The 24365-nt window shown below is 48.5% G+C and carries 19 protein-coding genes; 8 read left to right on the forward strand and 11 right to left on the reverse strand.

The window, feature by feature from the left end; genetic code table 11:
* Positions 1 to 5: 5 nt before the first annotated feature.
* A complete protein-coding gene (argE, locus tag CWI73_RS11495) occupies positions 6 to 1166 on the forward strand; it encodes an acetylornithine deacetylase (RefSeq protein ID WP_126752910.1) in 1161 nt (386 codons plus the stop codon).
* 76 nt (positions 1167 to 1242) lie between these two features.
* A complete protein-coding gene (locus CWI73_RS11500; protein ID WP_126752911.1) occupies positions 1243 to 2868 on the forward strand; it encodes a methyl-accepting chemotaxis protein in 1626 nt (541 codons plus the stop codon).
* A 36-nt stretch (positions 2869 to 2904) separates the two neighbouring features.
* Here CWI73_RS11500 and CWI73_RS11505 read toward each other — a convergent pair whose 3' ends face one another.
* Both CWI73_RS11505 and CWI73_RS11510 read right to left on the reverse strand, forming a co-directional pair.
* On the reverse strand, positions 2905 to 4299 hold the full coding sequence (locus CWI73_RS11505) for a HipA domain-containing protein (RefSeq protein ID WP_241968900.1): 1395 nt from the start codon (positions 4297 to 4299) through the stop codon (positions 2905 to 2907).
* On the reverse strand, positions 4286 to 4558 hold the full coding sequence (locus CWI73_RS11510) for a helix-turn-helix domain-containing protein (RefSeq protein WP_126752949.1): 273 nt from the start codon (positions 4556 to 4558) through the stop codon (positions 4286 to 4288). Before CWI73_RS11510 ends, CWI73_RS11505 begins: the two co-directional genes overlap by 14 nt.
* Before the next feature lie 322 nt (positions 4559 to 4880).
* Here CWI73_RS11510 and aceB point away from each other — a divergent pair, with 322 nt between their 5' ends.
* On the forward strand, positions 4881 to 6464 hold the full coding sequence (gene aceB, locus CWI73_RS11515) for a malate synthase A (RefSeq protein WP_126752913.1): 1584 nt from the start codon (positions 4881 to 4883) through the stop codon (positions 6462 to 6464).
* 43 nt (positions 6465 to 6507) lie between these two features.
* Entirely contained in the window at positions 6508 to 7845 is a 1338-nt protein-coding gene (gene aceA / locus CWI73_RS11520; protein ID WP_126752914.1) for an isocitrate lyase, read from the forward strand.
* On the opposite strand, the gene aceK is transcribed toward aceA, so the two are convergent.
* Genes aceK through CWI73_RS11535 form a run of 3 tightly spaced genes read right to left on the reverse strand, consistent with a single transcriptional unit; the run spans position 7829 to position 11017 of the window.
* Positions 7829 to 9523, reverse strand: coding sequence for a bifunctional isocitrate dehydrogenase kinase/phosphatase (aceK, locus tag CWI73_RS11525; protein WP_126752915.1), 1695 nt, complete (start codon positions 9521 to 9523; stop codon positions 7829 to 7831). The two genes, aceA and aceK, sit on opposite strands and share 17 nt — an antisense overlap.
* A 2-nt stretch (positions 9524 to 9525) precedes the next feature.
* The gene (locus tag CWI73_RS11530; protein WP_126752916.1) at positions 9526 to 10737 is read right to left on the reverse strand and encodes a type II toxin-antitoxin system HipA family toxin; all 1212 of its coding nucleotides are present in this window, start codon (positions 10735 to 10737) and stop codon (positions 9526 to 9528) included.
* The gene (locus CWI73_RS11535) at positions 10727 to 11017 is read right to left on the reverse strand and encodes a helix-turn-helix domain-containing protein (protein WP_126752917.1); all 291 of its coding nucleotides are present in this window, start codon (positions 11015 to 11017) and stop codon (positions 10727 to 10729) included. The genes CWI73_RS11530 and CWI73_RS11535 overlap by 11 nt, the downstream gene beginning before the upstream one ends.
* Before the next feature lie 169 nt (positions 11018 to 11186).
* Between CWI73_RS11535 and CWI73_RS11540 the strand changes: the two genes are divergently transcribed.
* Complete coding sequence (locus CWI73_RS11540) at positions 11187 to 12122, forward strand: LysR family transcriptional regulator (RefSeq protein WP_126752918.1); 936 nt, start codon at positions 11187 to 11189, stop codon at positions 12120 to 12122.
* Positions 12123 to 12135: 13 nt separating this feature from the next.
* Here CWI73_RS11540 and CWI73_RS11545 read toward each other — a convergent pair whose 3' ends face one another.
* Positions 12136 to 15312, reverse strand: coding sequence for an amidohydrolase family protein (locus CWI73_RS11545; RefSeq protein WP_126752919.1), 3177 nt, complete (start codon positions 15310 to 15312; stop codon positions 12136 to 12138).
* 165 nt (positions 15313 to 15477) lie between these two features.
* Between CWI73_RS11545 and CWI73_RS11550 the strand changes: the two genes are divergently transcribed.
* Genes CWI73_RS11550 through CWI73_RS11560 form a run of 3 tightly spaced genes read left to right on the forward strand, consistent with a single transcriptional unit; the run spans position 15478 to position 18038 of the window.
* Positions 15478 to 16845, forward strand: a complete 1368-nt coding sequence (locus CWI73_RS11550) for a sensor histidine kinase (RefSeq protein ID WP_126752920.1) — start codon at positions 15478 to 15480, stop codon at positions 16843 to 16845.
* An 8-nt stretch (positions 16846 to 16853) separates the two neighbouring features.
* Positions 16854 to 17309 carry a tellurite resistance TerB family protein gene (locus CWI73_RS11555; protein ID WP_126752921.1) on the forward strand — a complete coding sequence of 152 codons (456 nt, stop codon included), beginning with the start codon at positions 16854 to 16856 and terminating at the stop codon, positions 17307 to 17309.
* Positions 17310 to 18038 (forward strand): transporter substrate-binding domain-containing protein, encoded by a 729-nt coding sequence (locus tag CWI73_RS11560; RefSeq protein WP_126752922.1) that lies wholly within the window; start codon positions 17310 to 17312, stop codon positions 18036 to 18038. It abuts the gene before it with no gap.
* Here CWI73_RS11560 and CWI73_RS11565 read toward each other — a convergent pair.
* The 5 genes from CWI73_RS11565 to azu all read right to left on the reverse strand — a co-directional run bounded on the left by CWI73_RS11565 (position 18031) and on the right by azu (position 24342).
* Positions 18031 to 19284, reverse strand: a complete 1254-nt coding sequence (locus tag CWI73_RS11565; protein WP_126752923.1) for a type II toxin-antitoxin system HipA family toxin — start codon at positions 19282 to 19284, stop codon at positions 18031 to 18033. The genes CWI73_RS11560 and CWI73_RS11565 overlap by 8 nt on opposite strands.
* On the reverse strand, positions 19277 to 19552 hold the full coding sequence (locus CWI73_RS11570) for a helix-turn-helix domain-containing protein (RefSeq protein WP_126752924.1): 276 nt from the start codon (positions 19550 to 19552) through the stop codon (positions 19277 to 19279). The genes CWI73_RS11565 and CWI73_RS11570 overlap by 8 nt, the downstream gene beginning before the upstream one ends.
* A 108-nt stretch (positions 19553 to 19660) precedes the next feature.
* A complete protein-coding gene (locus CWI73_RS11575; RefSeq protein ID WP_126752925.1) occupies positions 19661 to 22756 on the reverse strand; it encodes an efflux RND transporter permease subunit in 3096 nt (1031 codons plus the stop codon).
* Entirely contained in the window at positions 22756 to 23811 is a 1056-nt protein-coding gene (locus CWI73_RS11580) for an efflux RND transporter periplasmic adaptor subunit (RefSeq protein WP_126752926.1), read from the reverse strand. Before CWI73_RS11580 ends, CWI73_RS11575 begins: the two co-directional genes overlap by 1 nt.
* Before the next feature lie 84 nt (positions 23812 to 23895).
* A complete protein-coding gene (gene azu / locus CWI73_RS11585; protein WP_126752927.1) occupies positions 23896 to 24342 on the reverse strand; it encodes an azurin in 447 nt (148 codons plus the stop codon).
* Between the last annotated feature and the right edge of the window lie 23 nt (positions 24343 to 24365).

A 24365-nucleotide genomic window follows, 5' to 3' on the forward strand; every position in this document is an offset into this window, starting at 1 on the left:
TATTTATGAACGCTCAGTCGTTACCTTCTTTCTTTTCGATGTACCAGCAATTGATTGCTATTCCGTCTATCAGCGCGACCGACCCTAAATGGGACACCAGCAATAAAAAGGTTATTGACTTATTGGCTGAGTGGCTCGAGCTACTTGGGTTTGAGTGCGAGATTAACGAACTGAAAAGTCAGCAGGGCAAGTACAACTTGCTGGCTAGAAGAGGAAGCGGCAGCGGCGGGTTGTTATTGTCCGGTCATACCGACACCGTTCCTTATGATGCCAGCCGCTGGAACTTCGACCCTTTTAAGTTAACCGAACAGAACAACCGCTGGTACGGGCTTGGCAGTATTGATATGAAAGGCTTTTTTGCTTTTGTCATACAAGCCTTAAGTGAACTGGATGCTAGTGAACAAAGCAAACCTATTATGGTGCTGGCCACCGCTGACGAAGAAACCACTATGAATGGCGCCCGTGAAGTCAGTCGCTTTGCTAACCTACATCCGGATTACTGCATTATTGGCGAACCAACAGATATGCGTCCGGTCTACGCGCACAAGGGCCATATGAGTGAAGTCATTCGCATTACCGGTCGCTCCGGCCACAGCTCCGATCCGGCACTGGGTATTAATGCCATAGAGCTGATGCACGACGTGATTTCTTCCCTCATGAAATTAAAAGAAGAATTTAAGCATAAATATTCAAATTCAAGCTTTAGCGTACCATACCCGACCATGAACTTCGGGCATATTCATGGTGGCGACAACGCCAACCGTATTTGCGGCTGTTGTGAACTCCATTTAGACGTGCGCCCGCTCCCCGGATTATCTGTCGATGAACTCTACGCCCATTTGAATAAAGCAACCGAAAGTATACAAAAGCGCTATCCGGGCAGTGTCGAACTTATCTCGTTGCACCACCCAGTTCCTGCATTTGAGCAAACGCCCGACTCAGCCTTGGTACAACTCGCCGAAAAAGTATCGAAGTCACAAGCTCAGGCCGTAAACTACTGTACAGAAGCGCCTTTTTTACAAGAGTTAGGTTGTGAAACATTAGTCATGGGGCCCGGCTCAATAAAGCAAGCGCATCAACCCGATGAGTATTTATTGACCGAAGTCATTGAACCGACTCAAGAAAAACTAAAAAAGTTATTAAAAAGCTATTGTTTTTCCGACTAGCTGCCGATACAAACAAGCAGCATCATTGATTTAGATTAATGCCAGGTCGTTTAAACGTTAGTAAAAGGATCATCACATGTTACGACAGTTTTCTATAGGTACCAGAGCCATTGGGGCATTCGGTCTAATCGGCGTATTCGTTATCATTTTTGGGCTGTTTGCTCTCAATAGAATGGGCGCCATTGCCGATCGCATGCATGTTATTACCGACAAGCAAGTGCCTGCAGTGGAGAAAGTCAATGCACTAAATAACGAGTTTCTTTACGTCAACATATACTCAGCTAACGTTTACACCTATTTAAACGACCCTGACCGTCTGCAACGCTACTTAGATAGATTAGATTCAGCTTCGGCCAGTTTAAAAGAAGCCCAGGAAGAATACAGTTCTCTTATCGAAGACCCTGAAGCACGAAAACTGTTTAACGAGTACAAAGCGCTTGATAAAAAATATTGGCAGCTCAACAAGCAGTTTTTGGAGTTAGTTAATGCAAAACTTCCTGATGTTATTGCATCCCTACGTGAAAACTCATTAATTCCGTTAAGCACAGAAATATCAGCGAAATTAAACCAACTTCAGCAGCGCGAAATGGCGTTAATTAGTGATGCCGGCGATAATGCAATCAGTGTGTATGAAAGTGCCAACATCGCTGTCATCATTGCGATTATTGCGGTCGTCTCGTTACTCATTTTCTTTGCTATTATGATGACCAAAAGTGTCGTTAGCCCAATATCCGCCGCTGTGGATTTTGCAAAAGTCATCGCTTCTCGCGACTTAACTCAAACCATAGACGTTGTCGGCAACGATGAACCGGCTCAGTTACTGAGACAATTGATTAAAACTCGTGATGAATTGCGCGAATCCATCGGTACTATTTCTGAGTCTTCCGAACAGCTCGCGTCAACTTCTGAAGAATTGAGCTCGGTGACACAAGATTCAACACGCACTATTCAGCAGCAGTCGGAAGAGCTGGAGCAAGCAGCAACAGCTGTGAACGAACTGACAACCGCCGTTGAAACCGTTGCTCAGGATGCGCAAAACGCGTCAGAAGCGTCTGAAGAAGCTAACCGCCAGGCGCAACAGGGCGACGACCGTGTACGTCAAACCGTACGCGCTATCGAAGAGCTCTCTCAAGAAATTGGCGACTCTTCAAGCAACGTCACTGAGCTGGCCGAAAAAGTCAGCAATATCACCAAGGTACTGGAAGTTATTCGTGGTATTGCGGAGCAAACCAACCTGCTCGCACTTAACGCAGCTATTGAAGCGGCTCGTGCCGGTGAGTCTGGCCGTGGCTTTGCAGTTGTTGCCGACGAAGTTCGCTCACTGGCGCACAAGACTCAGCAATCAACAGTTGAAATTGAGGACATGGTTAAAGCCATTAACGAGTCCAGCGACCGTTCTGTGTCCACCATGAAAAACAGCATGGAACGTGCGACTCGTACGCTGGATGTGGCTCGTGAAGCCGGCGAAGCGCTGCAACTTATTGCAACTGCGGTCAGCGAAATCAACAATCACAACACGTCCATTGCCAGCGCGGCCGAAGAGCAGGCTAACGTGGCTCGTGATGTTGATAAGAACCTGGTCAGCATTCGCGACCTGTCTAACTCAACCGCGTCCGGTGCAGAACAGACCAACGCGTCTAGTGACGAGCTGTCACGCTTAGCTGTCGGTCTGAACGAACTGGTCGAACGCTTTAAAATTTAAACTCAGTAATGTGTAAGAGAGGGCGACCGCCTTCTCTTACACATACTTCTCCATCTCAGGTAACCCTGACAAACTTTCCTTAAGCCATTTCGATTCGTTTGCGATGACGCACATACAGCGCTCTATATGCGCTTTCTCAACATCGTTAATGGCGCATTGCAACACCTGCTCTTTGGCACTATTTAAAGAGCCCAACACAGATTCTAATGTCTGCTGCATTAGCAGCTGTAAGCGTGTCAAAGGCAAGTCCACGGTTTTTGCAAAGTCTGCCAACATATAGCTGGTTATCGGCTTGCTAAAGTTGCCTGCGTTACCGGCATCGTATTCACCTATAGACATAGCGAAAACCTGAGGAATTTCAGTCGGAAGACTTTCTGATTGCCTCGCCTTTCGTCTGGCCTGAAGTTCCTGAATACTGGCTTCGACATTCACTAAATCGTAAAAAGGCGCCAGTTCTAATCCACTTTTACCAACGAAGTAACTGATATTTTTACCATGAGCATCATAATTAGCCGTCAATAAATTGAAGGTCATCCACTTGACCAACGCCGTCTGGTAAGCAAGCGCGTTATTGGTGCGTACTGAAAACAACTTCGGAAAAGACACACCGTCACGAATGTAAATACCATCGCCGGTATCACCGAATTGCCGCTCGTACTTATAGGACGGCGGCAAGTTAACAGCCTGGCATCCATCAATAACATGCCGACGGCGAACACGCCTATGCTCAGCATCAAAATGTCGGTCAAACCTGTTAACAACCAGAGTCGGCGTCTCACCATAGCGCCGGAAATCAACTTCTGGCACGTTGAGCCCGGATAACTGCGCCAATATCATCGTGAAAAACTCATTCACGGCAATACAGGGCACACGACCCGTTTCGAATTTGAAAATACGATTAGACGCCAACTCACCTTCCGCAAAACCGAGTTCGTGTCCGCTTTCAAATAAATTCAGTTTGTCCTGCACTCCAGCTACGGATAAACGAGTCTTGTCATCCCAATAGGTAATAGGCTCAGCCGCTGACTTGGATCTTTCGAGCTTTTCCGCAAGTTCATTATTGGAAATAGGCCGCAGTAGCGTCTCACCCACGGCTTGCCCGGGGGGACGGAATGACAAAGCGCCTGAGGTTTCCTGACCAATCGCTCGAATAAGCCCAAATGTATTATTCCTGGATACTGTTGTGTTTAATACCAGCTCATCTAACCCCTTGCCTTCAGGCAACAGGTTTTGCAAGTAATTATAAACTTCACGCTGGCCGAAATCGCCACTTAAAGGCAAGTGCGGCGATATCGCAAAGCCATTAGCTTTCCATTCGCTATTGTAGGTCAGAGCAAGCTCGCGCTCCGTGCCGGAAACCAAACTAAGCTCCGCAATTTTTTGCTGTGTACCGATATAAACATCGAGCGTGTGTTTGTCAGAACCAGTCACTGTCTGGCTCCCTAAGCTCATTATCTTGATGCTGTTGAGTGTCGGTCACTATGCGAAAGGAGAGCCCAAGGTAGTTCATAACCCGCAGTACATTGACAAAATTAACCCGAGGATTGCCCTTTTCAATTTTTACCAGAGTTTGTCTGGATAACGACAGCGTTTCCGCGACATCCACTAAGCGTAAATGCATTGCCGTGCGCTTAGCGGTAATAGCCTCAGCCAGCAATGCTGCTGAGAAAGGTTGTGTTAAGTCAGGCATAGGGGTTGGCTTGACACTTTTACCATTGGCCACTCTAAAGTTCCCTTTAAATAGAATTTAAAGTTAATACTAGGCAATAATCCTTAAAAGTCAATTTAAATAGAACCTTATAGGCTAACCATTAAAAACGTTAATTAATTCTATTATAGGAGTATTTTAAAAAATTACTCAGACTCGCCCCGCTCGAATTTTAGACACAGCTAACTCCAACATAAAAATAATCTACATGAATACTGTTAATTTACTGCATAAATTAGACTAATGGTGCGACCAGCGCCTATTCTGAATCCGTGTTAACAAATCAGTAACAACGGATTCAAAAATGAACAATCTATTTCAATTCAGCCAACCACTCGATGACAAGGCCAAAACCTTATTTAACGACGAGCATCAGGAGTTCCTGGCAGAGCTGGTCGATACTTTTCAGCCTCGCTTAAACGAACTACTGGAAAAGCGCCAGCAGCGACAAGCTCATTACGACAGCGGTGCTCTGCCCGACTTTGACCCCAACACCCAGGACATTCGCGAAAGCGACTGGAAAATCGCTCCACTCCCTAAAGATTTACAGAAGCGACGCCTGGAAATTACCGGGCCTGTCGACCGGAAAATGGTGATTAATGCGTTGAACGCCAACGTCGACTGCTACATGGCCGACTTTGAAGACTCACAGTCGCCTACCTGGGACGGCATGGTCAATGGCCAAATTAACTTACGTGACGCCAACCTTGGCGGCATGACATACACCGACCCAAACAGTGGCAAACACTACAAAGTGGGTGAAAACCCAGCGCTGCTTATTGCGCGAGTTCGTGGTTTGCACTTGCCTGAGAAACACGTACAACGCAATGGTCAGGCAATTCCCGGCGCTTTAATGGACTTTACTTTGTACTTTTTACTGAACTATCAACAGCGCTTACAAAAAGGAACAGGGGTTTACTATTATCTGCCAAAGCTGGAGCACAGCGCAGAAGCTAAATGGTGGGCCGATGTCTTCCACTTCACCGAGCGCAAATTTAATTTAAAAACCAGTACCATTCGCGCCACGGTACTCATTGAAACCTTGCCGGCCGTGTTCCAAATGCACGAAATTTTGCACGCCTTAAAAGATCATATTACCGCACTGAACTGCGGTCGCTGGGACTATATTTTCAGTTACATCAAAACACTAAAAGCACACGCCGATCGCATACTCCCTGACCGCCAGATGGTCAGCATGGATAAGCCCTTCTTAAACGCTTATTCGCGTTTATTGGTTAAAACCTGTCACCAGCGGGGTGCATTAGCTATGGGCGGCATGGCGGCTTTTATTCCCAGTAAAGATCCTGCTGAAAACGAAAAAATCCTCGCTAAAGTCCATGCGGATAAGACGCTGGAGCGAGACAACGGGCACGACGGTACCTGGATAGCCCATCCCGGTCTTGCCGATACCGTTCGCGAGATATTTGTTGACGGTATTAAGGGTGACAATCAGCTGCACGTGCTGCGCGAAGACGACAACGACATTGACCAGTCGTTACTTCTGCAACCCTGCGACGGCGAGCGCACCGAAGCCGGTATGCGCACTAATATTAGAGTCTCACTGCAATACATTGCAGCCTGGTTAAACGGCAAAGGCTGCGTACCAATTTATGGTCTGATGGAAGACGCCGCCACCGCAGAAATTTCCCGCACCTCTATCTGGCAGTGGATCCGCCACGGCAAAAAGCTCTCTGACGGCACGCCGGTAACCAAAGCCTTATTCACACAGCTTCTGCAGGAAGAGGCCGACGTCGTTAAAAAAGAAGTCGGCGAAAAGCGCTGGAATAACGAGCCCTTTGAACAGGCCTTAACGCTACTTGAAAACATTACTACCGCCGACGAGCTGGTCGACTTTTTGACCCTGCCCGGCTATGAGCAACTCAACTAATTTCAACTCACAACATTATTAAAGAACAACAAGGAATACGACCATGACAACCTCAAACCTATCATTCGCACAACAAGTGAAAGACTTACAAGCGCAATGGGACAACGATTCGCGCTGGGAAGGTATTCAACGCCCCTACAGCGCCGAAGACGTTGTTCGCTTACGCGGCACCGTACAACCGGAATACACCTATGCCAAAAACGGGGCGAATAAACTCTGGCAACTGATTCACGGCAAGGCGCAGGAAAAGTTCGGCAAAGACTATGTGAATGCACTGGGTGCCTTAACCGGCGGCCAAGCGGTACAACAAGTGAAAGCCGGTTTGCAGGCTATCTACTTGTCAGGCTGGCAGGTTGCCGCAGACAATAACTCAGCGTGCAGCATGTACCCGGACCAGTCGCTGTACCCGGTCGACTCAGTACCTACTGTGGTCGAGCGCATTAATAACTCGTTCGCCCGTGCTGACCAAATTCAGTGGTCTAAAGGCGTAACACCGGAAGACGACAACTATGTCGACTACTTTGCGCCGATCGTGGCTGACGCCGAAGCCGGCTTTGGCGGGGTTCTGAACGCTTATGAGCTGATGAAGAACATGATCAAAGCCGGTGCCGCCGGGGTTCACTTTGAAGACCAACTAGCGTCCGTTAAAAAGTGCGGCCACATGGGCGGAAAAGTACTGGTGCCAACACAAGAAGCGGTGCAGAAGCTATCAGCCGCGCGTTTAGCCGCTGATGTTGCTGGTACGCCAACGCTCATTGTTGCACGTACTGATGCTAACGCCGCCGACTTGCTGACTTCCGACTTTGACCCGAACGACAAGCCGTTCATTACCGGTGATCGTACCGCAGAAGGCTTCTATCGCGTTAAACCGGGCATTGAACAGGCCATTTCACGTGGCTTAGCCTATGCGCCATATGCTGATTTAATCTGGTGTGAAACGGCGAAGCCTGACTTAGACGAAGCGCGTCAGTTTGCCGAGGCCATTCACGCGAAATACCCAGGTAAGCTGCTAGCCTATAACTGCTCGCCGTCGTTTAACTGGAAACGTAATCTGGACGACGCCACCATTGCCAAATTCCAGCGCGAATTAGCTGCGATGGGTTACAAATTCCAGTTCATTACCTTAGCGGGCGTGCACAATATGTGGTACCACATGTTCGAACTGGCGCACGACTATGCGCGCAACGACATGTCAGCGTACGTGAAACTGCAGCAACAGGAGTTTGAAGCCGCAGATAAAGGCTACACCTTTGTGGCTCACCAGCAGGAAGTGGGCACTGGATACTTTGACGAGCTTACCAATGTGATTCAGGGCGGCGTGTCATCCGTCACCGCACTGACCGGCTCAACTGAAGAAGAGCAGTTTAAAACCTCCGCGTAAATCGCAGCTCAGCTTCATAAGGAAACACATCCGTCAGGACCCCCTCGCGGATGTGTTTTTGTATGCGCCGCCAGTAAGCTGGGTCAACCAGCTCCGGATGCCGTTTTAGTAGCTGATCCCGGTATTTCGCCTGAGGTACGGCGAACTGCGCGAGCTGCTCAGGAAACACGTCGTCCGGCGCCATCGACACTTCCCAGTCGTTTTGTGGCAACTTGCGGAAACTCATGTCAGTCAGGTAGCGAACTTCGTCGTAGTCGTAAAACACCACCCGTTTGTGGCGGGTCACACCGAAGTTTTTCAGCAGCATGTCGCCGGGAAAGATATTGGCCGCCATCATGTCCTTTAACGCCCAACCGTATTCATCCATCGCCGCATCAATTTCGGCGTCATTGGCGTACTCTAAATACAGATTCAGCGGCGTCATGCGGCGTTCGACGAACAACTGATGAATGACTAACGTATCGCCTTCAATAGAAATAGAATTGGCAATGCGCTGTTTAAACTCCTCCAGTAAATCTGACGAAATACGCTCGAGCGGTAAGGCCACGTCGACAAATTCCAGCGTATCCGCCATACGTCCTACCCGATCGTGTCGTTTAACCATACGGTAACGGTCAATCACCGTCTGTCGGCCAAACTCTTTGGTATTGCCTAAGCGGTCATTAATGACCTTAAACACATAAGGAAAAGACGGCAACGTAAACACCGTCATAACCATACCTTTCACACCAGGGGCTGCCACTAATTGGTCGTCGGTACGGCGTAAATGATGCAGGAATTCTCTATAAAATTCCGTTTTGCCTTGTTTATGAAAGCCCACCGAGGAATAAAGCTCTGCCAGCGTTTTATGCGGCATTAAGTCCTTTAAAAAACGAACCAACGCCGACGGCGACTCAGTTTCCACCATAAAATACGAGCGGGCAAAGCCAAAAATCGTCGCCATTCTGTCAGAGCGCGTAATAAACGCATCCACATAGAGCTTTCCCTGGGAGTTAATCAACACCGGCACAATAAACGGGTAATGGTTATTTTCCGTCACGACCCGTCCGACAATGTAAGCCGCTTTATTGCGATAAAACGGCGCTTTTAAGACATCAATGCGCAAATTGTGGGCTTCAATGTCGGTCTCGGTCGCACGCTCGAAGAACTTGTCCCGCAGCTGCTCAATATCGTTTTCAAAATTCTCAAACTCGCCGCCTAAGCCGATATCGTCAAACACGCGGGTCAGTGTTTTTTCTAAGCCATCGACTACGGGAAAATAGGAGTGACACTCGTTTTCTACCGGTACCGGAATATGGTTCGCCAGCACGGTCTCGACAAAAATATAGTCATTATGAAAATAAGCACGATCGAACACTCGGCAAAACACCGAGTTATAAAAGGTTTCAGCAAGCTCCGCCTGCGGATGAAACTGCAATAACTGCTGATACCGTTGCCGCGTTGCCTGCCACAAAGTCTCGTCGAGCTCTTTGTCGACACGGCGCTCCACCTTTTTGGCCGTAAGCCCCACCTGATGGTCGTAGTAATGAATACGCTCAGCCGCCGCCGACACCACCGCCGTCCAGTCCCTCTTCAAAAAACGCTCACGCGCGCCCTGCGTTAGCGCCTGAAAGCGCCGGTAATGCGTATGAAAGCCATCGAGAATACTACGTGCCAGTGTTTCTGAATTTATATTCATTTCTAGACCTTCAGTTGTTCAGAAGTCGGGATAATCGCTTTTAAGCTCTCTATATCGGCCTCACCAACACCCCGGGATGCAAAATAACCAGGCCATTCACTCACCAACTCCTGAATAGACTGGACAATTTTTTGTGCTTTTGCCGGCGGTACCGCAAACCGTCGGCTTTGTGATAGCAGATTTGCCAAACTGCCTGTTCTCCCGTCATCGCCAATTCCCAGTGCATGCTGCCTGTTATTATTAATTGGCAACACATCGTAGGTCGGAGAAAGACGCCAGCCGCCACTTTCTAAGTCCCACAACAACGCATGGTTGCGACCGTGATCATCCGTGTTTCCGATAAGCACATTAAAGACCATACGTTTAAACAGCTCTGGCGCATCATCGGGAGACTCACTGTACTTACGCAAATGCTCGGCCAGTGCACCATACGAATAACTGCTTTTGAGCATGGCGTCACTGACACTTCCCTCAGATAAGAGTGAATTAGCACTGATAAAGTGGTGCGTAATATGTGTACCCCGACGATCAAACCGCTGACTCATCAATACATCTTCGGCGCCTTCTACCAGCGTTGTTTTAGCGATACGCACACCATCCACTTCATTTAACATAGCCATGGTGGCGGCCTCAACGCGGGCGACATTATAGAGATCATCGGCGCGGTTGAATTTTATTAGGAAAAGCTGATTGTCGTGCCGTAATATTGTTTTGGGTCTTGCCCCGCCCATCGATTCGCCGTACTGAAAGGCCTTTTTGACTTCAACAGACACCTTTTCAGCGCTCAAAATAGCTTTTTTACCGGAAATAAGCAGTTGCAAGTCATCTAAGGTATTTCGAGAAATTTTGGCTTTTGCTTTTGACTGTGAAAGGCTGAAACTAACAGCACCGACCCCCATTGAGGCACCAGCAATTAAGTATTCCAACTCATTCTGAGGTTTCGCTTTTCGTAACTGATTGATTAGCTTCCGTCCCCAGGTATCGGCACCGGCGTCCATCAAAACGCCGAACAGTCCTTTGTTTGCGCGAGTTTCAAAAATCTCTTCCGAAAGTGGTAAGTGAACAGGATCCAGCGCAAAGGCATTGTCACGCGCTAAATACGACTGACCATAGCGAAAGCGCCCCAAAGAATTATTTGCATCGTATTGCAGTACGCCGCAAATAACAGGTTCACTTTCCAGTCCTTCAATGAAGACATAGGCTTTAGAAGTCATTAGAAAAACCCTCATCTAACTTACGGCGTTTGCGTTGTGGTCCGTTTGCGACGCGCGCATACTGGTCGTCGAGCACTTTGGTGAAATGCTCAAGTAACCCAAGCAACTCTAGCGCTGATAATAATGTCAGAGAGTTTACGGGTTGCCCTTTTTCCATTCGATAAACAGTATTAACGCCGCACCCTAAGCGTTTGGCAAACTCAGTCTGGTCCATCGACAATGACCGCTGATGCTTTATTAGCTTACCCAGCGTTGATAGAAACTCTTCAGCGACAATCATTTAACCACCAAATATAATCAATAAACCTACTAATAAACTAATTATGGTGGATTAATTAAAATAATCAATTAAATTTAAGCGTTATCCGAAATAAACAACGCTAGCGTTATACATTCACCCTATTTATAATCCTGATAGATTTTTTATATTCCACTGATTCTGGACCGTTATGAATACGATTAAAGATATTGATCTGAACCTGCTGGTTTATCTGGATGTTTTGCTGCGTGAAAAGAACGTGACCCGTGCCGCAGCGCAGTTGAACATTACCCAGCCAGCCATGAGTAATGGTTTGAAACGACTGCGTAACTTGCTGAATGACCCTATTTTAGTGCGCACCAGTGACGGCATGCAGCCAACCCAGCGGGCATTGGATATGCAAGAGTCACTGCGTACGGTGCTCTATTCAGTGGAGGAAATGATACAGCCCGTGCGTGAGTTCGACGCACCGACCAGTGACCGCGTTTTCCGTATTATGGCGTCCGATTATGCGGCTTCAACACTCATGCCACGCCTACTCGAAAAGCTCGATGAACAGGCGCCAAACGTATCGCTCGATATTATGACCCCCAGTGATATCAGCTTTCACGACGTTGAAAACGGCAAAGTCGACTTAGCCATTAACCGTTTTGAGCAGCTGCCACAGTCATTTCACCAGAAAATTCTCTGGACCGACGAATTTTCCTGCCTGATACATAAAGATCACCCTTTGCTCAATAACTATACGCTCGATAATTACTTAAAAGCGCAGCATGTTTGGGTCAGTAAAACCGGTTTTGGTGTCGGTGTCGGGATGGATCCGCACGATGTTCAGAAGCTGGGTTGGGTCGACGATGCGCTCGATAAAATTGGCAAGCGCCGCCACATAAAAGTATTTACGCGTAATTATCACGTCGCTATGTACTTGGCACGTCAGGGGTTGATCGCCACACTGCCGACTCAAGCTGCCGAACTTTATAAAGATGATGATCAGCTAATCATGAAAGCGCCGCCGTTCGATATTCCGGGACTGACGCTAACCATGATTTGGTCGCCGTTATTACAGCACGACGCAGGACACCGCTGGTTCCGCCAGGTGGTTTCTGAAACCGCGGCGGCGTCCTGAGTCACTATTACCTTTACTCTTCCCAGAAAAAGGCGTCTCGCTCGCGAGGCGCTGGTAATATCCGATCCATGGTTTTAGCGTCATAAAGCACGCCGTTAACCATCGTATGCGTCACCTTGTCGGTATCACGGATATTTTTCAGCGGATCACCATCAATGACGATAATATCCGCTAGTTTACCTTCTTCCAGAGAGCCCAGTGCGTGGTCCATGCCAAACACAGTTGCCGGGTCGATGGTTGATGTACGTAACGCTTCCAGCGGTGTCATGCCACCTTGCGCCATCATCCAAATTTCCCAGTGTTGCGCTAAACCTTCACGCTGACCGTGTGCACCAGAAAGGACTTTTACACCCAAGTCCTGAAGCTCTGTTGCCACTTCGGCATTGTTAAAATGGTTGTAGTGGTTGTGCGGCGCTTTCTCACGGCGCATGGCTTTACCCACTAAAAACTCCTGGGGCACATATTTACTGAGTTTCGGGTGTTTCCAGACATCCGTTTCTGCGTACCAGTAGTTCTCACCCCAAATACCGCCGTAAGCAACACCCAGTGTTGGGGTGTAGGCCACATTGCTTTCATCCCACAACTGACGAATGTCGTCATAGATATTCGCAACCGGCAGTGAGTGCTCCACCGTTGTATGACCGTCCATAATCATGGTCAGATTATGTTGCAGCAATGAACCGCCTTCCGGCACAACTAACATGTCCAGCTGACGACCCGCTTCGACTACCTGTTGGCGCTGATTACGACGTGGTTGGTTATAGCTTTTCACCGAGAATGCACCGACTTTCTTCAGGCGCTCTAAATGAAATTTAGCATCTTCCAGGTTATCCACATGCGAGGTGTAACCCGGTCCGTTCGCACCGTATAAAATGGTTCCGGTGGAGAACAAGCGAGGCGCGGCAATTTTACCGGCTTTTTGTAGCTCTGAAGCCGCAAAGAACTCCGTTGTGTCGTTCGACGGATCATGAATAGAAGTTACGCCAAACGCCAGGTTCGCATACTGCCCCCAGTTTTGTTCCGGGATAATTTCAGACTGCCCCTGACCACCATGAGCATGCGCATCAAATAAGCCTGGCATAACGGTTTTGCCGCTGGTATCAATCACTTCAGCGCCACTTGGTACATTCACGTCAGCTTCCGGACCAACTGCAACAATTTTATTGTTACGTACAACCACGGTGCCCTGCTCATAGACAGTATCGCCGTCCATGGTAATGACCTGGCCACCAACAAAGGCTACCGTGCTATCAGGTATCATCGCCTCTTGTTCAAAGCCAATATTCTGACCATTTTCAACTTTCAACGAGTCCGCTTCAGTAAAGTCAGCAAACGCATTCGCCACCGAGGTGTGATAGAGCTCAGGACCTAAAGTCCAGTAAAGCTGGCGACCATCCGCTGTCCATGACAGGTTTTCACCCGCTCGCACCGACAACTGATGCACCGGCATTTGTTTATCACCAGGACCAACGTTGATGACACTGCCTCGCTCAACTAAAGGCGTGACAAACACCTTGAAGCGCTCGGCGAACGCCAATTGCTTACCGTCCGGTGATACCCGGAACTCGGTTGCAAGCTCCGACTGATACAACTCACGTTGCTCGAGAGTATCCAGATTCACGACGCTGAGCGTCGGCTTCGCCGCTGGTGTCATTAAATAAACGCGATCATTACGCGCACCAAACTGAGGCTGACGACCACGCTCAGCAATTTGTTGAGGCTTACCGTCACCGTTCACTGCCACACGATAAACACCGGTTTCTAAACCGTATTTGTCCGAAATTAAATAACCGCCACGAATTTTCCGGTACACCACGTGCTTGCCGTCTGGCGAGAAAGTAGGCTCAACAAAGTTACCTTTACCGGTGTTCAGCACTTGCTCGTTACCCGAGTCTAAGTCGTGTACAATTACCTGCGCCTGCTCTTGATCGTCCCAGCGCACAAACACGAGCTTCTCGCCGTCACGGGAATATTCAGGGAATAACTCAAAGTCGTCGCTGTTGGTTAAACGCTGAGGCTTGCCGTCCGGTAGTGCCCGGCGATACAAATTCCCCAGAGCTTCGTAAATCACCTCATCGCCAGCGGGCGAAACCTGTGCCATGCGCAGCATTTTTACATCAAAGGTATCGGCTTCAACGTTTTGTTTAGCGCGCAATGCGTGTTGAATTTTCTTCTCAGTCTCGACCTTAAACGGAATAATACGGGCATTGCCGTCGTCAATATTCAGCTTTTGAATATGCCCACCAGCCCAGAAAACCAACTGCTTGCTGTCCGGGGTCCAGTCCATAGTCGGGTAAACACCGTGAATCGCCCAGGTCTCCTGCATGTCACGCTCCATCTGACCGTAAACACGCTTATGCTCACCTGTCTTCAAATCGAGTACATAAAGAACACTGTTGAAGTCCTCACGTTTAATGTACGCCAGGTAGCGACCGTCCGGGGACGGCGTTGGTCGTATCGCACCGCCAGCACCGCTTATCAAGACTTCAATTTCCCCGGTTTCACGCTCGAAGCGTTTAATTTTATAAATGCCTTCCAGCGAGTCTTTGCTGTAATGGAACGTTTTCCCCGGCGTGTCGTCCTGTGAGAAGTAAATGTATTTACCGTCGGGTGAAAACGCCGGTTCACCGAGATCTTTCTGGTCATTCGGGCGCTCAGTGAGCTGTACGCCAGAGCCACCCGTGCGGTGATACATCCAGACTTCACCTGCACCTAAAGAGCGGCTTGCAGTAAAGTGTTTACGTGCTACCAGAAACTCACCATCCGGGCTCCAGGCCGGGCTGTTGAGCAAACGAAAAGTCTCTTCAGTCACCGGGCGTACGTTGCTGCCATCGGCATCCATTAACCAGATATTATCACCACCGCCCTGATCTGACGTAAAAGCGATATAGCGACCGTCGGGGGAATACACCGGCTGCATATGCCAGGCAATACCACCAATCAGCTTTTCTGCCTCGCCACCGCCAAACGGCATGCGGTAAATATCCCCTAATAGGTCAAATACAATGTATTCGCCGTCAGGACTGACATCAACGTTCATCCAGGTGCCGGAGTTCACCGAAATATCAATGGTTTTAAATTCACCGGGCGGGTTCGACACGTCCCAGCCATTATTCTGCTCTTCTGCCATGCTCAGCGGAGCAATGCTTAACAGCGACGCCACCGCCAAGGTTAATGTTGTCTTTTTCATGGTATTGCCTCTTTTAAAACGTGTTCCCTTTGTATGAATCTTTGTAAAAAAAGTCCAGTTAAGCTCGTCCAAATGCGCATTCTTGTCGTTTAATGAACAGGTCAATCAATAGACAAAGTATTTCATTGCGTTATAGTTAACGGGTATTCAACAACTGGCTAAACAATGAAAGAGTCACTGGAAAATATTTTGCTGGAGGTGTCACGTTCACCGGAAATTGACGGTGGCAACTTAGCTCGAGCATCTCAGCTTATTTTAGACTCCGCTCTGAAAGGTTTGGATATAACCCGAGTCAGTATCTGGGAGTTGCAACCCGACAAGCAAAGCATGGTGGCGACCGCTTTAATTGATACGTTACGTAAGGACACTGAAACGCCGGTACTGAGAAAGGCTGAATTACCGTCTTACTTTGACGTCCTTGAAACAGAGCGCACCATTATCGCCAACGATGCGCGCAATAACCCTATTACCGCGGAGCTCGCACCTCGCTATTTACCCGAGTATGGTATTTACGGGTTACTTGATGTCCCCCTGCGCCACAAAGGGGAAATGATTGGGGTCATGTGCTGCGAAACACGCAAAGAACACCGCAGCTGGACACCAGACGAAGTCGCTTTTGTGGGGGTTCTCGCCGACATTTATGGGCGCGCAGTCAGTGCGGCAGAGCGCGAGCGATTTGAGCAGCTACTGATTCGCCAGAACGAGCAACTAGAGAATATTGTTGCAGAACGCACAGAGTCGTTAACCAAGGCACTTGATAACTTTAAACAAGCACAAGAGCGACTCATTGAAACTGAAAAAATGGCGGCTCTGGGTAAGCTAGTGGCCGGCGTTGCGCACGAGGTGAATACACCATTAGGCATTTCGGTGACCGCAGTCACTCATTGTGAGCATCGTTTAAAAAAGCTGCAACAAGCCTTTACCGAAGGCTCTATTTCGAAAAAGCAGCTGAACCAGTTTATTGACGATACCTTTGAAGCTTATGATTTATTGAATAATAACCTCGAGCGATCCGCCACGCTCATACAGAACTTTAAAAAAACCGCGGTGGATCAGTCCAGCTTTGAGCTGGTGGACTGCCAACTGAAAAATTATTTACATGCGCTCACTTTAAGCCTGAAGCCCATGGTGAAAAAGAAGAAAGTCAGTATTGATATAAGCTGTGAAGAGTCAACGTCCTTACTGACCTATCAGGGTGCGCTGGCTCAAATCGTTACGAATTTAATCAGCAACACGGATGAGCACGCTTTCTCAGAGCCCGATGACAACCACTGTATTACCATTGCGGCAGAGCCAGCAAAAGACGGCGTGCAATTTACCTTTACCGACAACGGTAAGGGCATCGAGCCACAAACGCTGAAAGATATTTTCGAGCCCTTTTTCACCACCTCTCGACACAACGGTGGTTCAGGACTTGGACTCTCTATTGTTTATAACCTGGTGACACAGAAACTTAAGGGCGAAATTGACGTCCAATCGACACCGGGGGAAGGCACGGTGTTTTCCTTTTATTTACCCAATTTAGAGAAGTAGGATGTTGTATGCTTAAAGCCTTACAAAGCTTTTTTAATGTTGCTCCAGCAGCGGAGCAGACGAAGCAGTATCATGCAGAAGGTCTCAGCGACGAGGCGTTTTTATCACTCATACTCATGACTGAAATTAGCCTCGCCGATGGTGTCTTGTCGAATGAAGAGCGAGAGTATCTGCTAGCGGACTTGAAAAACGAATATCAACTTGAAGGGAGTGCTGCTGAAAGCGCTGTAGAAAAAGCCGTAGAAGCAGTAAAAGAAGCCGCTTCTCTGCACGATTTTACCGCACCTCTAAAAGCGCTCGAATACAGCGAAAAAGTCCAATTATTGGAAAGTTTGTGGGCTGTTGCCTACACTGATAATGAACTTGATCCGCACGAAGAAGCAATGCTTCGCAAGCTTGCCGATTTGTTGTACATAAGCCACGCTGACTATATAAAGGCGAAACTTTCCGTAACAGGACACTAAATGAGCAGACTTTCCACACTCACCCTAACGGCCGTTTTAAGCCTAAGCTTTTCAGCGTTTAGTCACGCTGAAGACATTGGTTTAGCGACCGGCTACCCGCCGTATCAGTTTTCTGAAAATGGCGACATAGTGGGGTTTGATGTGGATGTCACAAAAGCGGTGTTCAAGTATTTGGATAAAGAATACACACTGCATCAATATGACTGGGACAATGTGGTCAGTTTAATGCGTTTCGGCGAGCTCGACATGGCAATGGGCATGGAGCAAACCACCATTCGTCGCCAGTACTTTGACTTTTCCAGTCCCTATTACAGTCGCGTCACCACTTTGTTTGTATTAGACAATGAAAGCAGTCCTGAATCAGTACGCGGGTTGGTCGGCAAACGAATTAGTGGAGACCGGCATTCGGTATTGGAAGCCCACTTGCAAGACATTGGCCTGCATAACGCCATTCGCATTAATCAGGCGTCGTCAAAAGCCGAAGCAATGAGCCAGTTGGCGGTAGGTGAAGTGGAAGCCGTTATCATGCCGGAGGCAGTCGGCCTTTACCTGGAACAGCAACTTGATATTGATGTAAACATTTTATGGCAACCCAAGATAACAGTGCCTGTTGGTTTTTCCGTAAAAGCCGGTAACGACGAATTACTGAATCAACTGAATGAAGCCCTGGAAGCGTTAGAAAACAGCGGCGAACTTGATCAAATCCGCCGCCGTTGGGGCGTTAATTAATCGCTGAAATACGCTTTTTTACATCTTCCGTTATTGTTTTTATCAGTGTATTTGATACACCGACACGCTCCGCTTCAGTAGCAAAAGACATAGCGGCCTCTGCGATTTCCTCGATCATTTTATTAACAGGCTTCACATCTTTAAAACCAGCCTGGGCAGCTATTATCTCGAGCGCTTCTTTATCGGGAAAGCGACCATTGCCGTTAAAAGCTGTCATGTGCTCTTCGTATGGCGATGGGCTGTATACAATGTCGTAGCATGGTGAGAGCTGCCAGTTATCTTCATCATCCGCCAGGAAGCTGAAATTCTTCGAGTGATCATCCTGGTTTACCATTATGTAATTGAACAACATCCGCTTTACAAGCTTTTTGGCGTCATCAACACCACATAGCAACCTCGTTGCTTTAACCAAATCGACGTAGTCTAAAGACGGTTCTCTAAAGGATGCGTCGAGCAAACCACACGCCGAAATCATATGGTAACGACCATGGCTTCTTCGTTGATGATTAACACAGTCAAATCGTATTTGTTGTAACCAGAACTGCCCGTCACCGGCATCAAATAAACTAAATTCAGGAACTTCTATGCCTACTTTCTTTGCAATGGTCAAGTAAATAGATTCAACGAGGCTTTCTTCATGCTTAAGTAAAAACTTCTCCGAGGTTAACTTGATGATCAGCTTTTTTCCCGATGCAGCAGGATCCGTCGAGTACTTTCCGTTTTCCATCAATGTGGCATTTAGTTTCGGTCGCGCACCTCCAGAACCACCGGCAGTTTGTAAGTGATCAATGAGCTCGGTTTCCGTTCCCTCAAACTCTTTTACCGCTTCTTTTCCCAAAGCAGTCAAAGCTACATCTTCTATTCGAGACTTATTAAGCGAGGTTTGTGGTTGATACGACAACGCGCCCAGGCAATTTCCGCCAATAACGGCTAAACGTTCAAGTGCACTGACCCTTTGAGGGTTAAACCCGTTCTTTCGTAGTACCCTATCGAGTAGGTAAAGCCCCCAACCGTCCGGCAAGCTATCAGCGAAAACACCATGCAACCCATAATGAGGTTGTTTAGGTGCCTTTTGAAGCTCCCTCGAAAAGGCTAAATTGAACGGTGCTAATGACGCGCTTCGACGCTGCAGGTACTCTTTATCGTACTGAAAGTACACGCCGGTTTTATTTTCAGCCAAGGTTCCAACGTCGATACACTGACCGGTTGTCAGTGTTCTTTTTACCTGAAGAGGTGTTTCAAGCATTGTTCAGAACCTCTTCTATCGTTTTTGGATTCTCTTCCTGTTTCAGAAATTCGCGCAGCTTGTTGAGATCACCCAATGCTTCCACCAACATGAGGAATTGGCGTAACGAGATATTCCCGGTGCTCTCAAACTTACGAATAGTCCCATACGGCACGCCCGACTTATCCGCCAATGCCTCTACCGAAAGCTTCTGAGCTTTCCTGCACTGCTTTATGTAGCGCTTTAAATCTAGTTGCGTGTCAAACGCTGTGTTTAACTGGAGTGTCATAATAGTAGCAAAAATGGTCTTTTATAACGAAAATTTGTTACTATTATAGCATAAAACAAGAACCGTACCTGACTTAAATAACGTCAGGTACAGTGTTGCAACAGCAGGCTACCTTGCTTCTTGCATTTCTTTTTCAAGGCGCGAGGCTTCGTCAGCGCGAGGTTTAGTGAAGCGGGCTAACCACAAGTAAAGTACCGGCGTTAGGTACAAGGTAAACAGCGTGGCTAAACCTAAGCCACCAAATACCACCCAACCAATGGAGTTCCGAGCTTCTGCCCCAGCACCGGCTGACAATATCAGCGGTAAACCACCTAAAATGGTCGACACCAGGGTCATCATAATCGGACGTAGACGTATCAGCGCGGCTTCCTCTATGGCCTTGCGAACACTAAGTCCACGGTCACGCAATTGGTCGGCAAACTCCACTAATAATACGGAGTTCTTCGCCAGCAAGCCTATCAGCATGACTAAACCGATTTGCGAATAGATGTTCATTGAGGTGCCGGTTAAGAACAACGCGTAAATCGCCGCAGCAATACCAAAGGGCACAGTCAACATAACCACCACCGCACTGTTCACCGACTCGAATTGTGCCGCCAATACCAGCAGAACAATCAGAAACGCCAAAATGTACGTCATTGCCACTTCCTGAGAAGTATCCTCAAAGGTCGATGCTTCGCCTAAGAACACCAAGCCCATACCGTCTGGCAATACATCCTGTGCAACCGCACGCAACTGCTCTACGGCTTCAGACATAGGCAATTCTTCCGGTAAGTCACCGTCAATTTCTATGGCACGACGCTGTGCCTGACGCTCAAGTTCTGCCGACACACCCTCTTCAACAATTTCCGAGACACTGGAAATTGGCACTAAGCCACCATCGCTTGAAGAAACATACAGGTTCTGCATGTCTTGTGGCGACTGAATAATATTGTTACGAGTGCGCAGCATCAGTGGAATTTGCTGGTCACCGACGTTTAGGTCGGCAACATCATCGCCATCAATAGCGGCGCGCAATGTCGAGGATATGTCGCTGAGCGAAACGCCCAGCTCCGCGGCCCGGCGACGATCAATTTTCACGCGCAACTGAGGCTGTGTAGGCTGATACGACACATTTAAGTTGCCCATTTCCGGAATCTGTCGCTCAACTTCAGCGGTAAACTCACGCGCAACTTTAAAGATGTCATCATAATTTTCACCCGTGATAGCCATTTCAATGCCACCGCCCTGGCCTCGCAAATTCAGGCTATTGTCACCAAAGGCTCGGCCCGGTGCGCCCGGTACCTGGCTTAATGGCTCCCGAATATTCTCAATGATCTCCTGCTGACTAATGTCCCGCTCTTCCCACGGCTTCAGGTTCGCACTGATAAAGACAATGTTCGGGTCCCACTGACCAACCACGGTATAAATGGACTCAATATCACCGCTTTCTTTATATTCGAGTAAGATTTCTTCAAGTTGACGCGCCTGCCGGTCCATAAACTTAACACCGACACCGTCCGGTCCTCGCGCAAAGACTCTTACCGCACCGCGGTCTTCATCGGGCATGAGCTCACTATTAATTTGGTCGAATAGCACCACGCCACCGCCGGCAGCCAGTAACGACACTACGCCAACAACCCAGCTGGCGTTCAGCGCCTTATGAAGGGTTCGTTGGTAGAATCCTTTGAACTTGTGGCCAATACCGCCGAAGATATTGGTTTTACCGGCAGATTTAGGCAAACGCGCCGTAAATGCCGGTACTAAAGACAGTGCCACGAAAGAAGAAATAACGACGGCCGCTGCAAGCACTCCGCCAAACTCCCGGAACAAACGGCCTGCAGTTGACGGTAAAAACGCAATGGGTACAAATACGGCAACCAGAACCGCTGTCGTCGCAACCACCGCGAAGAACACTTCTCGCGTCGCCAGGACCGCTGCGGCGCGACTGCCGAGCCCCATATTACGGCGTCGCTGAATATTCTCCGTGACAACAATGGCGTCATCAACAATCAAACCAGTGGCCAGAACCAGTGCCAACAAGGTCAATATGTTGACCGAAAAGCCCATCAGCCATATGGCAGCAACAGCACCAAACAATGCAACGGGTATCGACAAAGCCGGAATAATGGTCGCCCGGAATGAGCCAATGAATACCCACAATGTGCCGATCACCAACGCAATGGTTATCGCCAGAGTAGTGACAACCTCAGCAACCGACTTACGGATAAACTGCGCATCGTCATTGGTAATGGTCATTTCCATATCCGGGAAGCGATCGCGCAGGCGCTCCAGTACCTGAATGGCCCGGTCGGAAATTTCAATGGTGTTAGAGCCCGCCTGGCGAATAACCCCCAAGCCTACCACAGGTTTTCCGTCCAAGCGCACGAAGCTGCTGGCATCCGACGGCGCAAAATACGCCTGTGCGACATCACCCACACGAATGTCGTCCTGAATAATAATATTCTCGACTTGCTCTTCGTTTATTGCCGTCGCATCGGCGCGAATAATCAGCCGCTGATCCGTCGACTTCAAACTGCCTGCGGGCACATCAAAAGGCGCCTGACGTAGCGCATCGGCAACATCAGTGACCGAAATACCAAAGCTCACCAGTTTCAGTGGATTCAGATCCACCCGCATAACCCGTTCACGATCACCATTTAAGCGCACATCAGCCACCCCATTTATGGCCAAAAACTCAGGTGATAAGTCAGTCTCGAGTCGGCGTGTTAACTGTTCAAGCGTTAAAGTTTCGCTGCTGACTGCAATATCCAGTACCGAGCGTGCGTCATTGTCAGCCTTGCGAACGTTAACTTGTTCAACGTCATCGGGGAGCTCTCTGCGAACCTGGTTCACTGCTTCACGAACTTCCGCCGCAACCACATCCAGGTCAACCCCCGGGTTAAATTCAATGGAGATACGGGCGCTGTTTTCTTCACTTTGCGAATTAATATTTCTGACACCCGAAACACGCGCTGCTGCGCCTTCCAGAATACTGGTCACTTCGGCATCGACGGTTTCTGGCGCACCGCCGGGCAGAGAAGCACTCACACCAACGACAGGTCGGTCAACATCGGGCAGCTCACGCACTTCAACACCCATCAGTGCCGCTATCCCGGCAATGGCAATCAGAATATTGAGTACAACAATCAATACAGGTCGGCGGATAGACACCGACGGCAAGTCGTTGGTATCAGTATGCGTATCGAGTTGCTTATCAGACATTATTCGCTAAGCTCCCCGCCGTCATCCAAAGTAGTGCGATCAAACTTAACCGGCTGCCCATCACGTAAGCTCTGCACACCCTCAACAATTAGCAAGTCGTCTCGATGAATATTGCCTGAGACTAATACTCGACCCGCTAAACGCTGCTCAATTTGCACTTCCACGCGCTTCGCATTTTTGCCTTCAACCACCCAGACAAACGGGCTGTTCACTCCCCAGGACAAGGCCGCTTCTGGAATTGCTGCGAACTCCTGACCAGCAAGAGAAATAGACGTACGGAAGCTAGTACCCGGCAGAAAATCATCATTTTCATTATTGATGCGTGCTCGGGCCCGATACATCCGGGTTTGCGGATTAATCCGCGAGTCCATTTCAACAATTTCTGCCGTCACTGGTTGCCCTGAATAACGCCAGGGTTGCACTTTAAGCTCGGCACCTTCACCCAATAGCGACACCGCCGCTTCAGGAATTTTGAAATCAATTAATAACGAGGAGCGATCATCCAAGGTCGCAATCGCCGTTTGCTCGTCAATGCGATCGCCCACTTCCACGTCGGTAATGCCTATGACACCTTCAAAGGGTGCACGAATAAAGCGGTCTTCCAGCTCAATTTTGGCATTATCTAATTCGACACGAGCTAAGTCTCTTAGCAGTACCGCATTATCAAGCTCTGACTGGGGCACTGCGCCGCGCTCATGACTTTCGCGCAAACGCTCAACAGTGCGCTGCGCATCTCTTAAGTTGATTTGCGCTTGCTCAACCGCTACTTTTTGTCGTCTTGCATCCAGCTCGACCAAAAGCTCACCTTCTTCCACTACTTGTCCGGGCTCGAAATATACCGCGACCACACGGTCGCCCACCGCCGGATAAATAGTGATAGAACGTGCTGCTTCCGCCGTTCCCACCGCTTCAACTCGGTTTTTCTCCTGCTCAAACTTCACAGGCTCAACCAATACCAAAGCTTCACGAGATCCAAACTGTTGAGCTTGCGCTGCACTCGCATACATAAAAACAGACAACAAACCCAATACTGCAATCGACAAAAAATGCTTCATAAACTTCGGTTAACTCCAAAAAAACTGCAGCCCAATGGCTGCAGCTGTATCATCTCATTGTGTTGGTAATTCTGCTATTAACAGTTACTTAATAGAGAATGTACCTTGCATAATGGCTGAGTGACCCGGGAAGGTACAAAAGAACTTGTACTCGCCGTCAGCGCTCATACCCTCGGTAGAGAACGTCACTGAGGTTTCTTCACCTCCACCAACAACGTCGGTTGCCGCAATCACTGCGTCAGACTCAGGCACATAATTATTTTCCAAACCTGCTGACATTCCTTGCTGCACGACCGACTGCATGTCACCCGCTTCACTTAATACCCAGTTGTGTCCCATAACTTTTTTGTCCAACTTACCTGAGTGCGTCAGAGTTAAAGTTACTTCGCTACAGCTGGCAGGAACTGATAGCTCCTTTTTATCAAACCTCATGTTGTCGTTACTATCAATAGTGAGTTCACATTCGTTAGCTTGCGCTGCGTTTGCGACAAACAACAATGAACCTGCTAATAAAGACAAAATATAACGCATTACAATACTCCTTCATGTAGGAT

Source organism: Idiomarina piscisalsi (assembly GCF_003987095.1).
Taxonomy (GTDB): domain Bacteria; phylum Pseudomonadota; class Gammaproteobacteria; order Enterobacterales; family Alteromonadaceae; genus Idiomarina; species Idiomarina piscisalsi.

Bases quoted from the DNA above. Each gene is read 5' to 3' on its own strand.
- aceK (WP_126752915.1), bottom strand. From the start codon at position 9,523: ATGAATATAAATTCAGAAACACTGGCACGTAGTATTCTCGATGGCTTT.
- CWI73_RS11565 (WP_126752923.1), bottom strand. From the start codon at position 19,284: ATGCTTGAAACACCTCTTCAGGTAAAAAGAACACTGACAACCGGTCAG.
- CWI73_RS11580 (WP_126752926.1), bottom strand. From the start codon at position 23,811: ATGAAGCATTTTTTGTCGATTGCAGTATTGGGTTTGTTGTCTGTTTTT.
- CWI73_RS11540 (WP_126752918.1), top strand. From the start codon at position 11,187: ATGAATACGATTAAAGATATTGATCTGAACCTGCTGGTTTATCTGGAT.
- CWI73_RS11510 (WP_126752949.1), bottom strand. From the start codon at position 4,558: ATGCCTGACTTAACACAACCTTTCTCAGCAGCATTGCTGGCTGAGGCT.
- CWI73_RS11545 (WP_126752919.1), bottom strand. From the start codon at position 15,312: ATGAAAAAGACAACATTAACCTTGGCGGTGGCGTCGCTGTTAAGCATT.
- CWI73_RS11555 (WP_126752921.1), top strand. From the start codon at position 16,854: ATGCTTAAAGCCTTACAAAGCTTTTTTAATGTTGCTCCAGCAGCGGAG.
- argE (WP_126752910.1), top strand. From the start codon at position 6: ATGAACGCTCAGTCGTTACCTTCTTTCTTTTCGATGTACCAGCAATTG.
- CWI73_RS11550 (WP_126752920.1), top strand. From the start codon at position 15,478: ATGAAAGAGTCACTGGAAAATATTTTGCTGGAGGTGTCACGTTCACCG.
- CWI73_RS11575 (WP_126752925.1), bottom strand. From the start codon at position 22,756: ATGTCTGATAAGCAACTCGATACGCATACTGATACCAACGACTTGCCG.
- aceB (WP_126752913.1), top strand. From the start codon at position 4,881: ATGAACAATCTATTTCAATTCAGCCAACCACTCGATGACAAGGCCAAA.
- CWI73_RS11560 (WP_126752922.1), top strand. From the start codon at position 17,310: ATGAGCAGACTTTCCACACTCACCCTAACGGCCGTTTTAAGCCTAAGC.
- CWI73_RS11500 (WP_126752911.1), top strand. From the start codon at position 1,243: ATGTTACGACAGTTTTCTATAGGTACCAGAGCCATTGGGGCATTCGGT.
- aceA (WP_126752914.1), top strand. From the start codon at position 6,508: ATGACAACCTCAAACCTATCATTCGCACAACAAGTGAAAGACTTACAA.
- CWI73_RS11570 (WP_126752924.1), bottom strand. From the start codon at position 19,552: ATGACACTCCAGTTAAACACAGCGTTTGACACGCAACTAGATTTAAAG.
- azu (WP_126752927.1), bottom strand. From the start codon at position 24,342: ATGCGTTATATTTTGTCTTTATTAGCAGGTTCATTGTTGTTTGTCGCA.
- CWI73_RS11535 (WP_126752917.1), bottom strand. From the start codon at position 11,017: ATGATTGTCGCTGAAGAGTTTCTATCAACGCTGGGTAAGCTAATAAAG.
- CWI73_RS11530 (WP_126752916.1), bottom strand. From the start codon at position 10,737: ATGACTTCTAAAGCCTATGTCTTCATTGAAGGACTGGAAAGTGAACCT.